The organism is Bacillus sp. FJAT-27245 (assembly GCF_001273955.1).
Taxonomy (GTDB): domain Bacteria; phylum Bacillota; class Bacilli; order Bacillales; family Cytobacillaceae; genus Bacillus_D.
In genome coordinates, this window is sequence record NZ_LIGI01000001.1 from 4407088 (window position 1) to 4423093 (window position 16006).

At 40.5% G+C, this 16006-nt stretch carries 13 protein-coding genes, 1 pseudogene and 1 riboswitch; of the genes and pseudogenes, 5 read left to right on the top strand and 9 right to left on the bottom strand.

Going from position 1 to position 16006, the window contains the following annotated elements; all coding sequences use genetic code 11:
- Position 1: 1 nt before the first annotated feature.
- From ADU24_RS21500 to ADU24_RS21530, 7 genes are all read right to left on the bottom strand, one after another.
- Positions 2–1213, bottom strand: coding sequence for a hypothetical protein (locus tag ADU24_RS21500; protein WP_053368569.1), 1212 nt, complete (start codon positions 1211–1213; stop codon positions 2–4).
- Positions 1214–1672: 459 nt separating this feature from the next.
- Positions 1673–2398 carry an RluA family pseudouridine synthase gene (locus tag ADU24_RS21505; protein ID WP_053368570.1) on the bottom strand — a complete coding sequence of 242 codons (726 nt, stop codon included), beginning with the start codon at positions 2396–2398 and terminating at the stop codon, positions 1673–1675.
- 264 nt (positions 2399–2662) lie between these two features.
- Positions 2663–3373: a purine-nucleoside phosphorylase gene (gene deoD / locus ADU24_RS21510; protein WP_053368571.1), complete on the bottom strand. Its 711-nt coding sequence runs from the start codon at positions 3371–3373 to the stop codon at positions 2663–2665.
- 29 nt (positions 3374–3402) lie between these two features.
- The gene (locus tag ADU24_RS21515) at positions 3403–4791 is read right to left on the bottom strand and encodes a purine-cytosine permease family protein (RefSeq protein WP_053368572.1); all 1389 of its coding nucleotides are present in this window, start codon (positions 4789–4791) and stop codon (positions 3403–3405) included.
- A gap of 390 nt (positions 4792–5181) precedes the next feature.
- On the bottom strand, positions 5182–6120 hold the full coding sequence (locus tag ADU24_RS21520; protein ID WP_053368573.1) for a PfkB family carbohydrate kinase: 939 nt from the start codon (positions 6118–6120) through the stop codon (positions 5182–5184).
- A gap of 62 nt (positions 6121–6182) precedes the next feature.
- Entirely contained in the window at positions 6183–7193 is a 1011-nt protein-coding gene (locus ADU24_RS21525) for an ADP-ribosylglycohydrolase family protein (protein WP_053368574.1), read from the bottom strand.
- Between the two features lie 39 nt (positions 7194–7232).
- A complete protein-coding gene (locus ADU24_RS21530; protein ID WP_053368575.1) occupies positions 7233–7937 on the bottom strand; it encodes a GntR family transcriptional regulator in 705 nt (234 codons plus the stop codon).
- Between the two features lie 263 nt (positions 7938–8200).
- Between ADU24_RS21530 and ADU24_RS23455 the strand changes: the two genes are divergently transcribed.
- The 5 genes and pseudogenes from ADU24_RS23455 to ADU24_RS23600 all read left to right on the top strand — a co-directional run.
- Entirely contained in the window at positions 8201–8896 is a 696-nt protein-coding gene (locus tag ADU24_RS23455) for a hypothetical protein (RefSeq protein WP_197277548.1), read from the top strand.
- 423 nt (positions 8897–9319) lie between these two features.
- Positions 9320–9946: a hypothetical protein gene (locus tag ADU24_RS21540; protein ID WP_053368576.1), complete on the top strand. Its 627-nt coding sequence runs from the start codon at positions 9320–9322 to the stop codon at positions 9944–9946.
- A 260-nt stretch (positions 9947–10206) separates the two neighbouring features.
- A riboswitch (purine riboswitch) is annotated at positions 10207–10308 on the top strand.
- A 168-nt stretch (positions 10309–10476) separates the two neighbouring features.
- Entirely contained in the window at positions 10477–11433 is a 957-nt protein-coding gene (locus ADU24_RS21545; RefSeq protein ID WP_053368577.1) for a nucleoside hydrolase, read from the top strand.
- A gap of 203 nt (positions 11434–11636) precedes the next feature.
- Positions 11637–12851, top strand: coding sequence for a NupC/NupG family nucleoside CNT transporter (locus ADU24_RS21550; protein WP_053368578.1), 1215 nt, complete (start codon positions 11637–11639; stop codon positions 12849–12851).
- A pseudogene (locus ADU24_RS23600) lies at positions 12848–12991 on the top strand (LrgB family protein); the annotation flags it as partial. The gene ADU24_RS21550 and the pseudogene ADU24_RS23600, both read left to right, overlap by 4 nt.
- 138 nt (positions 12992–13129) lie before the next feature.
- Here the strand turns inward: ADU24_RS23600 and ADU24_RS21555 are convergent.
- Both ADU24_RS21555 and ADU24_RS21560 read right to left on the bottom strand, forming a co-directional pair.
- Complete coding sequence (locus ADU24_RS21555; protein WP_053368579.1) at positions 13130–13987, bottom strand: MBL fold metallo-hydrolase; 858 nt, start codon at positions 13985–13987, stop codon at positions 13130–13132.
- A 273-nt stretch (positions 13988–14260) separates the two neighbouring features.
- Positions 14261–15517, bottom strand: coding sequence for a pyridoxal-phosphate-dependent aminotransferase family protein (locus ADU24_RS21560; RefSeq protein ID WP_053368580.1), 1257 nt, complete (start codon positions 15515–15517; stop codon positions 14261–14263).
- Positions 15518–16006 lie beyond the last annotated feature (489 nt).

Genomic DNA, 16006 nt, shown 5'->3' on the forward strand with positions numbered 1-16006 from the left:
CTTATTTCAAGAATCCAACAAAGATGCCTGCCAGGATAACCGAGACAATCGTCACGGTTATAAAACCACCTACCAGCATCGGCGGCAGCATATGGCTTGTCAGCATTTCCCTTTCTTTTTCATCATCCGTTAACGACTTGATCACTTCATTGGTAATAATATAGTCAGCCGGGAATCCATATAAGGCTGTTAGCGAAACAGCGAATGCCATATGTTTGCTCACTTTTAGAAATTTTCCGACGATAAAGGAAAAAATATACATCCCGACAACAGCCAGGAGGATGGAGCCAATCAGCGGGAAAAGAATCTCAAGCATCATGCTTGGCGTCGCTTGTTTTAGGCCGTCAAAAATAAACAGCATCAGTACCATTAGGGCTAGCCCAAAGCCATTTGCTCTTTGTAATACCTGTTTTTCCAAAAATCCCGCACTTGAGGCGATAACCCCAAAGAGTAAACACAAAACGAAGGGGCTGATGGAGACAACCGGTGCTGCTAGAGCAGAAACCAAATAGGCGAGATATGCAACGAATGCCAGCCTAAAAAGCTTAAAGAAATCAGTGTTGTATTTTTCCGGCAAGTTTTTAAAAAGTTTAAGCTTAGGCTCTGCATCAGCCGAAGATGCTGCCACCTCATGCTGTCCGGCTTCCTGTTCCGTGTTGGCCGTAATTTGTCCGCTGCGATATAGGTTTAACAGCCTTTTCCCCTCTTTTTTTAACACGATGGAGGTGATTGGATAACCGGCAAAGCCTTGCACCACATAGATGACAATGGCAAAGACGGAAAGGGAGATAAGGCCTGCTTCCTTTGCACCTTCCGACATAATCAAAGCGGATACTATACCGCCTACTAATGGAGGTATCGCTACAACGACTGTCTTAAATCCAAAAATAACGCTGCCAATCGTAAATAAAATGGCGATAATGCCAAGGATCCCAAATAGGGCGATTACAATGGTTTTCCATTGGTTTTTCAATTCTTTCAAGGATAACAATGTACCCATGTTAGTAATGAGTAAATACATCATCATGGTCGCAACAACTGGCGGTACACCCGCAATTGATACGATGTCTTTCGGAAAAAACGTCCAATAACCAGCGAGGAATAGGACGGCACAGACAAACATGGATGGTACCCAGGCTTTTGTCCGTACAGCAACTAAATCCCCTATCAATAGAATGCCTACAATAATAACAAGTGCCAGCATTTGTGACATAAACTCACTCCGCTTTCTCTAAGAGGTTAGTAATCATTCGCCTTACGAAAATAATGTAATAGTAGAATAATATTATAATTATATTGTTCAGTCAATTCCAAATTTTTTTTACACGAACAGTGCCAAGCACCACCCGAATTATGTCGAATAAATCGGGTGGTGCCTGGCACTCCTTTTAGACCAAGTTGGTTTTTAAAAAATAATTTTCCTTTATTGCTCACATTGGCGGTTCATTTTAAAAATTGCATGTTACTGGGAATGCTTTTACAAGAATTAATGAACCTTCTTCGAAAAGAAACCATTTCCCACGATAAAAACTTGATTAGCTTGGCTAGTATCCTTATGTGGAATGCCAGCTAAAGCTACTTCAACAAACTTAAGGTATCATCATTTATTTTACGGGGGATGCATTGTTTTCACTTACAACTCAACAATATACGGGTAGATATGGCTACTGCCTTAACCATAATTTGGCGTTAGGGATGCAGTAGGAATCTTCTTTTGGTTCATTCTCAGTTCCCATATATCCCAAGGATAATGACTAGTTGGTATTGAATAAACTTCTATTGGTTCCTTCCTAACAGGATGCTCGAAATGAATCGAATGAGCCCAAAGTGCAATTTGTTGTCCAGGTTTATTAAGATGTTCCCCATATTTTTGATCACCGAAAATCGGGTTGCCCATTGCTGACAGTTGAACTCGAATTTGGTGGGGCCTCCCCGTGTGAAGTTTTACGGAAAGTAAACTTAATCCTCTTTTCGATTCCATTACCTTATAATCCAGCACAGCCTTTTTGCCGTTTGGGTGAGAAGGAGAAACAACCGACACTTTATTCTTCCTATGGTCCTTATAAAGGTAATGGACTAATTGTCCCTTTTTCTTGTCCGGGGTTCCATGGACAACCACTATATAATGTCGTTCAATCACATGTCTGCGAATCATATCCGATAATCTAGAAGCGGCCTTGGAAGTTTTAGCAAACACCATCGCACCACCCACTGGACGGTCCAGTCGATGTACAAGCCCCAAATATACATCACCTGGCTTTTGGTAACGTATTTTTAAGTCAACTTTTAACATGGTCAACAAATCAAGGCATCCGCTACTATCTTTCTGAACAGGGACGTTGACTGGCTTTTCTACCAATAGCAGATGATTATCCTCAAATAATATTGATATTTTCATAGATTGATAGTCTCCTAAAGGCATATTGCCATCTATCATACCATTTATTACGGACAACTCCCACCGCTAGGGCAATTAAAAGCCTGGAACTAACTGTTTCAATGTTCCTTCAGTTTATTTTGAAATAATAAAATAGAGAACATCAATTTTTATAGTACGTTAAGTCAGATTAGCTCTATAGGACTATTTTCAAAGAAGGAGGGTTAATTAGAAAAGCCTTACTCTTAAATAAAAGTAAGGCAGTTTTCTAACGCTATGATTTGGCTATTCATTTATGAGTGTTTCTAAAGCAACTATAATCATGTCATTAAACGTTGTTTGGCGTTCTTCCGCTGTTGTTTCTTCCCCTGTAATCACATGGTCGCTCACTGTCATAATACTTAACACGTCGATGTTGTATTTTGCTCCAAGTGTATAAAGAGCCGCTGTCTCCATATCCACGCCTAAAACCCCGTAATCAGCCAGCTTGCGGATCATGGAATCTTCGTCTTCATAGAACGAATCGCCAGTAAACACATTGCCTACATGAACTGTTAAACCGCCATTCTGTTTCGATAAGCGATAGGCTCTCTCCAACAGCGCAAAGCTGGCGTTTGGTGCATAATTTATTTGCGGAAAAATGATGTTTTGCATTTTCGAATCATTTGTAGCGGCCATTGCCATGATAATGTCACGGATCTTTACTTCGCGCTTCATTGCCCCGATTGTACCAACGCGAATGATATTTTTCACGCCATAGTCTTTAATGAGTTCAGTGGCATAAATACTCATCGAAGGGGCGCCCATTCCGGAAGATTGAATAGAAATCCTATGGCCTTTATATGTCCCGGTATATCCATACATTCCGCGAACAGTATTATGGCATTCAACATCCTCCAAAAAAGTATCTGCAATAAATTTAGCGCGGAGCGGATCTCCCGGCATCAATACTTTTTCAGCAATTTGGCTTTCTTTTGCATTCAAATGGATACTCATAAAATGTCTTGCCTCCAAAAAATAATCTATTATGCTGCATTTCCTTCTCTAACTGCTGTTTGCTTCTTCAGTTGCATGGATGAATAGATCCAGCTTAAAACTAAACTAACTGCAAATGTCAGCAATACTCCCAGGCTGTTGCCTTCAAAGATTCCTTTCGCAAATGGAGCCGGGAATAGTGGATTGGTAGTAAAAAGAAGCCCAACAATCACCCCTGCAAACCAGATCATTACATTCCCCTTATCAACGGAAATGTTTTTATCTCCTGAGATGATATCAGGGTCATATCCCTGCTTTTTGCGAAGGATGACATAATCTACTCCGAATATTGCCGTCCAAGCCGCCAAACCAATACCGACTACCCCTAAAAACATTTGGAATGAACCCAGGAAGTTACCATTTATGAATAATACATAAACCGGGAGCAATACCATGATTGCACCATGGAAAATGATCGATGTTCGATCTGAAATTTTTATATTCGTAGCTTCTAATGCATAACGTCCGGACCGAAGTGAAATAACTGACGGTGGAATAATGCCGCCGAGTGCAGTAATAAAATATGGAATCACCATCCACTTAGGCATTTGCAGGGCTAGGGCCGCAATTGGGTCGGCTGAACTAATTAGACCGGGATTCGTTGCATTCATTAAAATCCCCAGGAACATAATGACAAATAGTGGTATGGCTGATGCAAACGTTGTTGTCAAAAAAATTGACCTATTCGAAGATTGGGGGCTTTGATAACAGGAATAATCGCTCGCGCATATAGCCCAGCTAAGCGCGGAACCAGCAATAATAATGGAAATAGCGGGCAATACGCCTCCAACCCAGTCCCCATTCGGCATTTCCATAAGTGCCGACCAATCTGTTTGCGGAACTAAAATAACTAAAACTACCACTGTTAACGCGCCAAAAATATACGTAAATATTGTTTGGGCTTTTACAAGCGTTTCTTGTTTTACAAGAGACAATGCCATCACGGCAATTGCAAGGCCGATTAACCCAATGAGTTGGGTTGTGGTTGTTACTTTAAATCCAAGTGCAGTGACGATTGCATTAATGGAAAAAATACCTGTTGGAACATTTCCGACACTCAGCCAGCCAATCAAACAAATCCATGCCAATACAGCTGGAATCAGGTTTCCCTTTGATCCAAAAGGCGCCCGGGATAACACAAAAGTTGGTGCCTTTCCGAGCTTGCCTGGCAAGCTAAGGTATCCAATCAGTGCGAACGAGGCAGCCCCTAATAATGCGGCAATGACTGATTGAATGAAATTGAGGCCATAGCTTACGATAATCCCTCCGTAAACCAAACCCATAATACCAATATTCAATGAAAACCAAATCCAAAATAATTGCCTAGGTTGCCCAACTCTTTCATTTTCCGGAATCAAATCAGGGTAATTTTGACTCATTCCCCTAGCCCTCTTTCTCTTTAGAAGTTTATTTACTAAAACTCGGAAAATCTTTTAGCGAATCATACTTCACGCGAGGCATGAGGATAACCTACTTTCCCATCTGAGCGGAACATCTGATGCCAGACGTGCTTGCTGAAAACTAGGCCAGCTGAACGAATAATGACCTCGTACCTTTACAGCACATCTAAAAGATGAACCTCAACTTGTATACTTGAGTAGACAAGTTGCGAGAAATATGATACCGCTTTCTTTCAATATAATCTCTCCTAAAATAACTGTCAAGCAGCCATTTTTTCGCAGTGGTAGCGTATTCTTCAGTACCCTTTCACTCAGGAACTCTACAAAAAATTATGCTAATAAACGGTTTCTCACAGCAACTGCATAAATTTACTTTGATAAAATACTGCTTCCAGCCAGCCAAGCCCCTCCGCTTTGTTGGACTACCTCCGCAGACACATCATTCCCAAGTCGGCAGGCTTCCTCTGTTGACATCCCATAGGCCAAACCACTTATAAATGCTCCTGTGTGTGAATCACCTGCCCCGATTGTATCCACCACTGTTACTTTTTTAGCGGATACATACCCAGACCCATGTTGGTCTCGGTAATAACACCCATCCTTGCCCAAGGTCACAACCACGGCTTCTAGCGTCTGGGCGTGCAAGGCAGCAACAGCTTTTTCGACAAACCCTGGATTCCGCCTGTCACCGGCTGGGTAAAGCATGCTTAATTCGCTTTGGTTGCAATGAACAATCGTTCCCGGCTGCAGGAGCGCTTCCAATACCGCTGGGGTGAGGAATGCGGCTCTTGGGCCCGGATCAAAGATTATCTTGGTATGTGCGGCTTTTTTAGCCATCACCTCTTGAACCAGTACCTCCCCTGACGGCCCTTCCAGTTCATAGCCGGACAAATAGATATACAAATAGTCTGATAAATCGATTTCCTCGAACCACTCGGTCTTCCAGCAGGTTTCAAGGCCTGGGATCGTTAAGAACGTCCTCTCCCCATCCTTTTCCACAAATGAAATATTCCAGCCATTGTCTTTGGAATCATCATCAAGAACAAGCGGAATTCCCTGTTTCATAAATTCCTCGCGGATGAGTTGGGCATAAGGGCCTTTTCCAATTGGCGCGAATAGCGTATTAGGTACGTCAAAGCGGTGAATGACCTGCCTGACATTATAGGCGCATCCCCCAACAATTGTCTTCTCAAGCTTCCCCATCACATCTTCACCGGTTTTGGGGAGAGTATCGGTATGAATGACTACATCTACGACAGCTGCCCCTATTACGAGAACATTACTATTGGGCACTAATGTCTTTTCCATCTGCTACGACCTCATTCTTATGTTTTTTAAAATAGGAAAAGTAATGAAACTGACCCACAACCTTATCTTGAAAAAATTCCATTTAACGTATCCCGATAGGATACTATCTGTTCCGCATAGCCATGTAAATTAACCGGATTTTCCGAATCGATTTGTTGAATCATTGATTCGTCAATTTTCGAAAAGCCTTGTTTTGCCCCGCAAATGGCCGTTGCCATTGCGCCAATTGTGTCTGTATCTCCGCCAATATTCGCGCATAACAAGGCGCAGCGCTCAACCGACTTGGCATAATAAGCAATACTCAAGGCAGCAGGGACCGACTCGCTTGTTAACACCCCACAGCCAATCACATGATAAATATGGTTGGAAAACGCTTCTTCATCATCCTTATATTTTTCCGCAAAGGATAATCCTACTTCCAGCCGTGCCTTTAATGATGCGCTGTACGTTTCGCCTCCATACTGGATAGCCTTATCAAACACGCTCATGGAATAAGACATGATTTCGTCCCAACTGTTCCCGTTCATGGCCGCGCTCACCGCACCGGCAATCATCGACGCACCGGCAATTGCCACATCGGAAGCGTGGGTGACTTTGCTGACCTTCCAAACATAATCAATGAGAGCATCCATTTGATTCGGGCTAAATAGACAGCCAATCGGCGCAATCCTCATCGCGGCTCCATTTGTTTCTGCCAAAGCAGTAATGTCCGATTGGTCTTCTCCATTTTTAATTGCCGTTAAAGCTGCCTTCGAACTCGGGCCAAGAATGTTATTATCAAATGCCTGAATCCGCTCGGCCCATTGAATAATCGCGTTTGCAATCCGCTCATCATCGGGAATAAATTGATTTTCGATTAAAGCATCCAGGATTAGCAATGCCTGTGTCGTATCATCGGTGAACTGTCCTTTTGTAAAATTGCAGGCCACAATATTGGATTCCGGCCCGTCCAAAAATTTCTCTATTTTACCAAAGTACTCTTTAACCTTCCTTCTGCTCCATAGTTCTGAAGGCATGCCCATTGCGTCTCCAATCGCCATGCCATACAGCGTTCCCAATACCTGGTCTTTCACTTAAGCCCCTCCTGTTTGAACAATGTTGTAGCCTCAGAGTCAAATGTTGATGACAAAGTTAAAATCTGCTTTTGGGCTGTACACGACATTCACCTTTTCCACCTCTTTGCCATTTTTATCAAAGGTCTCACCTTTCACATTTAGCAACGGGCTCCCCGCTTCCACTTCAAACAAGTCCATTAATTGGTCGTTGGCAACGATAGCCGAAACACTTAAATGGGCATTGCTAGGATGAATATTGTATTGGCTCTTGAGCGTTTCATACATTGACTGTTTGGAAAAGTCATAACGGTCCAAGCCTGGGAAGTCGGCTAATGACAGGACGGATGTATCCAGCGTTAACCACTGAATTTTCTCATTCTTCTCAAAGCCTCTTAGACGAATCAGTTTCAAATACTTCACCTTTTGATGGATATAGGTTTCGTGGCGGATTACTTTTGTAATTGGAATCTGGCCCATTTTCTTTGCATAATCGGAAAAACCGCTGAAATTCCATATATTTTGGCGTACAGAGCGCAAGCGGACAAACGAGCCTTTTCCATGAATACGCTCTATGAGCCCTTCATTAACTAATACAGCCAAGGCGCGCTGGATTGTGGTGCGTGTAACCTTATACTTGCTGATGAACTCAGATTCAGACGGCAGCCTGTCACCCTCTCTATATTCACCCGATAAAATTTGGGACTTGATTTCTTCACTGATCTGCAGATAAATTGGTGCGAATGGATTCTTATACGTGGACACCTTTACCTCCTTCAACTTATCTACTCGAGTAGACAAGTTAGGTTAAATGTTAGCGGTTACACTCAATATAATCTTCCATAATCATAACTGTCAAGATAATTCGACTCAATTAGATTGATTCATTTGCCTCTTATACAAAACTTCCATTTTTGTGCACTCAACTTAGTAAATTGTCGAGAACTTCTCCTTGTTCGTTTAAGCTTAAATATTATATCTTTATTAAGAACGTGTTCGGAATATTTATTTGGAGGGGAATTGTAAAAATGAAGAAAATTTTTGCCGGTTTGTTTCTCGTTTTGTCCCTGATCGTTGTTTTTTCTGTTAGTGCCTCCTCACCTCCACCTAAAGTTGAAATCAACGGGGTGAAAGTGTATTCGCCTTATAACTATCAGAAAAAAGCTGATGTTTTTGTAGATGTTGAAGCATTTTTCGGAACATTAAACCAGGACTATACAATCAACCACAGCAAAAAAACAGTTACATTTGAAAATCAAACAGTCAAGATTAACAACTTTAAAGAAGGCTATGTTGCCTCATTTGATGATTTAGCTAAAGCAGTCAAGGATGCCGGTTATACAACAAAGGCAACCAAAAATGATAATGGATCCGTTTATTTATTGGTCTTGCCGAAAGGGGTCATTCAGCTTACTCCAAGTGTGCCGAAAATGGGCGAACACTGGGCTATTCCATCCACCATGCCAATGGGGCCAATTTACGGGGTTGAAAAAGGAAAGCTGGTGTTTATCGAGGAAATGCCTGCACAGGAATTGTTTACTAAAGGGCAAAGTGTAGTCGATATAGATGGTATGAAAGGGCTGCCTTCACCTTCAATTGATCATACAAATATCGAATTTCAAGAACACGGCCATGAAGGATATGAGGTCCCTCACTATGACATCCACCATTATTTCATAACACCGGAAGAACGGGATGCTATTCCAGGCGATATTCCACATTAATTCGGAGCGATTGCTAAACTGAACCAATTTTAAAAGGATACTTCGTCCATAGCAGGGACATAGTATCCTTTTTCTTACATGAAGCTATAGGAATATGAAAATGGGGAGAAATGATAACTACAGCGGCGCAGGGTTGACTGCTGCTTAATTAATAAAAACGGATATCCTTTAATTATGACACCAATAAGCGCTCTTTTTACTTCCCCTTAATATCGTTCACATTATTTGTTGCTTTATGTATTAAAAAGAAGAGAGAATCAACTTGTGTTTAAATTTACGAATGAATTATCCTTTATATAGAACGGGATTTCCTCAATATGATGGGAGGCGTTAATCCACCAGATAACATTACTTGGTCTGTTCCTTGGTCCTGGTCCTATATTTTCCTTTATTAAAAATTATCCAAGAAGGAGAAATTTGAAAATGAAAAAAAAAAGTATTGTTATATTTTCTACCATCCTTTTAATTCTTAGTATGGCAACTATGGCATTTGCTGATTTCGAAATCAAACTAAACCCACTTGCTGAAGAATATAGTTTTACAAGTTTCCCTCAAACGATGAATATTACCGGGAAAGCATCTAATCCTGATGAAGCAGCCGCCGAAATACAACTTTACATTAATGAAAATCCTTATGGTGATTCTGTAACTGTGCCAGCACAGAAAAATAATGTTCCTTTTTCAATTCCTTGGACAATTACTGAACCAGGAACATATAAAGTCAAGGTTACATTAATCAAAAAGAACCCTAACAGAGATCACTATGCTGAAGACACTGAAACCGTCCTGATTTCCGCACAAGTAACTGCAGATTACCCAGCCGCCCCAGCAATAGCCGCAAAGTTATTAAAAGAAGCTTCAATTCAGGCAAAGTACGGCAAGAATGGCAACTATATTTCCGATGTTGCCCAACTAATGGGACAGGAAGCTACTTTCCCCGTTTTAAAAGCTGATAAAACGATTGATCGTTATGTTTCTAAATCTGATGTTGTCAATTATGAAAATGCAGTAAGGGCATACCTTGAAGGCCGCGGATTAAAATTAAAATAGTCATATCATAACAATAATAAAAAGCAGTGGATTTTCGTAACAGAAATTGCACTGTTTTTTTTATTCCATAGGCCGGCAATTGGTAAAGCCGCTTCTACTTTTAACCAACGCAACCTGTTCTATTAAAAACAATTTGCGAGCCTTCCATGCATAACAAGAGGCATAGTTGTTCTACTATCCGAACGTTAAATTAGCAAAGAATAAATACTTTCCATTGACCATCTCAAGACTTTCATGCTATTAATAATAAAGTCAAAAAATCCAAATAGAAGTTTATTGAATGTATATGCTTAGGAATATGGCTTAAGCGTTTCTACCTGGTGACCGTAAACTACCGGACTACATTAAAGAATGACTGGCAATGTATTATTTCTCAAATAAATATATTCCACTATTTCTAAATGTAAATCTGTAACCTGGGTAGGTAAATATACCCAGGTTTTTTGCATTTTACTACAACCGAAGGAAGCGGAAATACAGGCCCTCATACAATCTTAAACAATTTTTTATGAAAAGGATGCGAATTTGGAATGGCAAAAAAACATATTTATTTTAATCATGACGGCGGAGTCGATGATCTTGTTTCATTATTTTTATTACTTAAAATGGATAATGTCGAATTGACAGGTGTATCGGTTATTCCGGCTGATTGTTATTTAGAGCCAGCGGTATTTGCCAGCCGAAAAATTATCGATCGCTTTGGAAATGGCAACCTTGAGGTAGCAAAGTCAAACTCACGCGGAAAAAATCCTTTTCCAAAAGATTGGCGAATGCATGCTTTTTATGTAGATGCACTGCCAATTTTAAATGAATCCGGAAAAATTATTGCCCCAGTAGCAGAAAAGCCGGCTCATCTACATATGATTGATGCTATTCGAAAGACCTCTGAAAAAACAACGTTATTATTTACAGGCCCTCTTACTGACCTTGCCCGTGCTTTAGATGAAGCTCCAGATATTGAAGAAAAAATTGAAAGACTCGTTTGGATGGGCGGCACTTTCCGAGAGGCCGGAAATGTTCACGAGCCTGAACATGATGGAACGGCTGAATGGAATGTATTCTGGGATCCGGAAGCCGCTGCCCGAGTATGGGAAACGAACATTGAAATTGATTTAGTCGCGCTTGAGAGCACAAATCAAGTACCTTTAACTTTGGATGTTCGTGAACGTTGGGCAAAAGAGCGTAAATATATTGGGGTTGATTTCCTCGGCCAATGTTATGCTATGGTGCCACCGCTTGTTCACTTTTCAACAAACTCTACCTACTATTTATGGGATGTGTTAACGACTGCATTTATTGGCAAGAGTGATCTCGTGAAGGTAGAAACGGTTAATAGTGTTGTCATCTCAGATGGGCCAAGTCAGGGACGTACAGTTGAAACACCTGATGGGCGGCCGGTGAATGTAGTTTATGACGTGAATCGCGATGCTTTCTTCGATTACATGACGCAATTAGCTAAACTAGTTCCCGGAGAGAATTCACACTAATAAAAAAAACAAGCTGTTAATACGGATACAACCGGCGATGAATAGGGCTATTAATGGCAGTCAGTTTTTTCAAGCTTTGAGATGGGGCTTACTGCCAGTTAATTGAGTATACATTAACAATCTATTGTAAAAATTGAGAGGGCAGTTTCGAGCCTTCTCAATTTTAATTCTATGTCTTTGACGAGGAAAGAAGGAAAAGGTTTATGCAATACGTTTGGGGAGTAATTGGAATTACAGGAATTTTATTAATAGCATTCATTTTTTCTAAACATCGTAAAGCAATTAATCCCAGAACCGTAATTGGTGCTTTTGCCATTCAGTTTATTTTTGCTTTAATCGTATTAAAATGGGAATTCGGAAAACAGATTCTTCAATATGCTTCAATGGGAGTACAAAAAATAATTGATTCTTCAAATGCTGGAATCCAATTCTTGTTCGGGGGGGTATTAGGGGCTGAAAATGCAGGTTTTACTTTTGCTTTACAAGTGTTACCCATTATCATCTTCTTTTCTTCATTAATTTCAGTTCTCTATTATCTAGGGATCATGCAGTGGGCAACTAAGCTCATTGGTGGATTTTTAGCAAAAGTGCTAAAAACGAGTGAAACTGAATCAATGTCTGCGTCTGCGAACATTTTTCTAGGCCCAACGGAAGCTCCGCTAGTCATTAAACCTTATATTGAGAATATGACCAAGTCTGAGTTGTTTGCTGTTATGGTCGGGGGATTGGCTTGTGTCTCTGGTGCAGTTCTGGGGGGATATGCAATGCTTGGAGTTCCTTTGGATTATTTGCTTGCAGCAGCATTCATGGGTGCTCCAGCAGGATTATTATTAGCTAAACTTATGATGCCAGAAACTGAGAAGCAAAATAAGGGTGACCGTGTTCAGATGATAAAAGATACGGAGTCCAGAAATATCGTTGATGCAGCCTCTCGTGGAGCGATGGAAGGTTTAAAAATTGCTGTAGGGGTTGGAGCACTTTTACTAGCATTTACTTCCTTAATATTTTTGCTTAATGTAATAATTGGCTGGCTTGGTGGAATTTTTGGCTTTGGTACATTAACACTGGAGCAGCTTTTAGGTTATCTGTTTGCACCAATTGCCTTTCTTATCGGTGTCCCTTGGGATGAAGCATTAAAAGCCGGTTCTTTCATCGGCCAGAAATTTGTTTTAAACGAATTTGTAGCTTATACTGCTTTTGCTCCGGAAATAGCAAATCTTTCTGAAAAAAGTGTTATTATCATTAGCTTTGCACTTTGCGGATTTGCTAATCTTGCTGCGATGGCAATGGTTATCGGCGGATTGGGAGGAATTGCTCCCTCAAGAAGACAAGATATTGCAGAGATGGGTTTTCGAGCAATAATTGCGGCAACATTAGCAAATCTATTAAGTGCTGCGGTTGCTGGGATGCTCATTTAGGTACCGCTCATACTTTAGGAACTTCAAAAGCTGCCGAATACAGCGAACCTACTTTTTCGATGAGTTCGGTTACGATGACATTATGTGCAATCATTGGTACCTTTTTAGGCCCTGTTGTTGTGTGGGTATTCCACATTTGAGAAACAACTTCACTAATAAAATATAGTTTCCTGATACATGTAAACAAGAATGCAGATTGCACTTATTAAAGAAAAGTCCAATTTCCAATATGAGCTATTTGGAAATTGGACTTTTTATTTGGCAAGATTGGTACTCAACTAATTTCTACGATACCCATTTACAAAGCAAACAATTGTTTCTCTTTCATCTTCTGTAAGTTCCCTTTTTACATAACTTTCGTATTCCTTCATGATTTCCTGTTTATCTCCGCCAAATCTTTCTGTATATTTTGCAATCGTTCTCAGCTTTGCTGCTTCCTGATTGAATTCTTCTTTTGAAATTGGCTGTTGATGCGAAGGTATATATGTCTCTGCATCAAATGTTTCCAATTCATCCAATAGCCGCAGTGTTTCCTGGATTGTATAGTTATCTTTTACGGCATACATATTCGGATAAATACAGTCAGCAAGAAAGAGAATCTTTTCTTCAACAATATACACGATGGCCGAATCAGCAGCGTGATCGCCTCCAACGTATTGCACGATGCAAGTTACCCCGCCAAGGTCTATTTCCACTCTTTTTTCAAAAGTTACATCAGGCAAAGCAATCTTGATGTCCCGGTGAGTCTTGAATTCCTCTTTAATTGCCTTCGCGCAAAATTCAATTTCGATTCCTTCTTTCACTCTGTCATCCAACGCCTCGTCCGACCAAGAAAATGGGATCAGTTTCTCCATTGCTATCTTTGTTTCTTTTGAAGCAATCGAAACCGTATTAGGTAACGCTGAAAGACCAAAGATATGGTCCCAATGCCAATGTGTAAGTACGACTATATCAGGATTTGGAACCTCCATTTTTGAAAGTTCATTTACAAAATAATTGGCATGGTCTTCAGAGTTGCCAGCATCAATCATTAAAGTCTTTTTATTCCCTACCACCATTCCTAGAATGGGCCGGTCGGTCACCGATATTGGGGTGATATACCAAAAACTCTTACCTATTTTGTTAATTGAGTGCATAAAGAGCTATCACCTTTCTTTTAAAAAATTTATAGACGAGTTGAGGCCGGTTTCTCATGAGGGGAGGAATTTATAAAATATTCCGGAACAAATCAAAAAGAGGCCTGATTGATATTAAAAAGTAGGCTGGGTGACTGAAATTTCTATTTTAAAGGAAAAACGCCGTGCGGTTCCCATATCATTCGCACGACGTGTTATTTGTTTTATAAAGCTCATGAACGATTTATGTTGTTCAAGAGGCACAATTATTTTATCCTGTTCCAATCGCAAATATTAGTTTGCTTCGACTACTTCAAGATTCCGCTTTTTATATTCATCATATACGTTTAATGCCGCCTGTAAACTTTCGCCTCTATGCAGATTAAAGCCTTTCCGAATAAGCGTTGCTTCTAATGCAGCTAAAACATGGAGAATATTCTTTTTACGTGAACTATATCCCATCGTTCCGATTCTCCAAATCTTACCGTGGAGCGGCCCGAAAGAACTGGCAATTTCAACTTCGAAATCCTCCAGCATCATGGAACGGACCTCATCGCCGTTTATTCCTTCAGGGATTTCAATTGCCGTAACAACAGGAAGCTTGTGCTTTTCGTCTCCAAATATCTTTAAGCCCATCGCTTTAATTCCTGCCACCAATGCTTCTTCATTTAACTTATGGCGGGCAAAGCGGTTTTCAAGTCCTTCTTCAAGAATGATACGAAGTCCTTCCCTTAAAGCGTATTGCATACTTGTCGCTTCAGTATGATGATTAAGGCGGACAGGGCTCCAATAATCCATAAGCTGTCCTAAATCAAAATAATTGCTTACAATACGATTGTTGGAAGGCTCGCTGTTAAATGCTCTTAAGCCCAACTCAATACTTTTTCTTTTATTAATAACTTCTTCAACCCGTTTGTTAAACGTGATTGGAGCTAATCCGGATGGAACAGATAAACATTTTTGCGTACCGCCAATGACTGCATCAAGCTTTAGTTCATCCACCTTGAGGTCGACTCCGCCCAATGATGCTACAGCATCGACAACCAGCAGAACATCTGCATTCCGGCATGCTTCCCCAATTTCCTTTAACGGCTGCATGCAGCTAGTTGATGTTTCGGCATGAACGATGGCAACAATTTTAGGAGAAACCTCCTGAATTTTATTGATAACTATTTCCGGGTCAAAAACCTCTCCCCAAGGAGCCTCCATGGTCGTAACCTCTGCTCCATAACGCTGGCAGATTTCTGTTAAAAGATAGCCGAATCGACCGAAAATGGGAACCAAGACCTTATCTCCGGGTTCAATAATGCTGCACAGGACAGCTTCAATACCTGATCGGGAAGTTCCATCAACCGGGAATGCCCAGCGATTCTCTGTTTGAAATACGACCCGGAGCATTTCCATCGTTTCATTCATGATATTCGTAAATGCAGGATCAAATTGTCCTAAAATTGGGGTAGCCATGGCCCTCAATACTCTTGGATCGACTTCGACCGGCCCAGGTGTCATAATTGTTCTAAGTGGGACATTTAAATCTGTATACTTGGTCATATGTCTCTGCTCCTATTATTAATATTTTTAAAATAAATTGAATTATTATGAAAATATTTTCGTTTTAATACCACTATTTTAAAAAAATAATAATTAGATTTTAGCAGGATAAAACGAGGGAATCAACGGAAAATTCAGTAAATCATTTATAAAACATTTCCTGTTTCACTTCTTTTTATACACAATTTATTAAATACACATAGGCCAATGCAACTCTACTTTCATTCGAGTACTTCTCTCAACTAACTCACAAAAGGCGAGCTTTAAAGAAAAAAAAACCAACTAATAATTCTCCCTAGTTGGGCCTTGCTTTCAGGAAACATATAATGTTGGTTCCAGTTTTCTCAGGAAAATCCTTATTTTCTTACGATGCGGTACATCGTGATGATTTAAGGGGGGCTATCAAATAGTCCGCTAACAGACCTTTGAAAGCCCCCGTTTCACATTCGTATTCCTTCTTTGTCACGTGGCCACACTAGGGCCGTATTC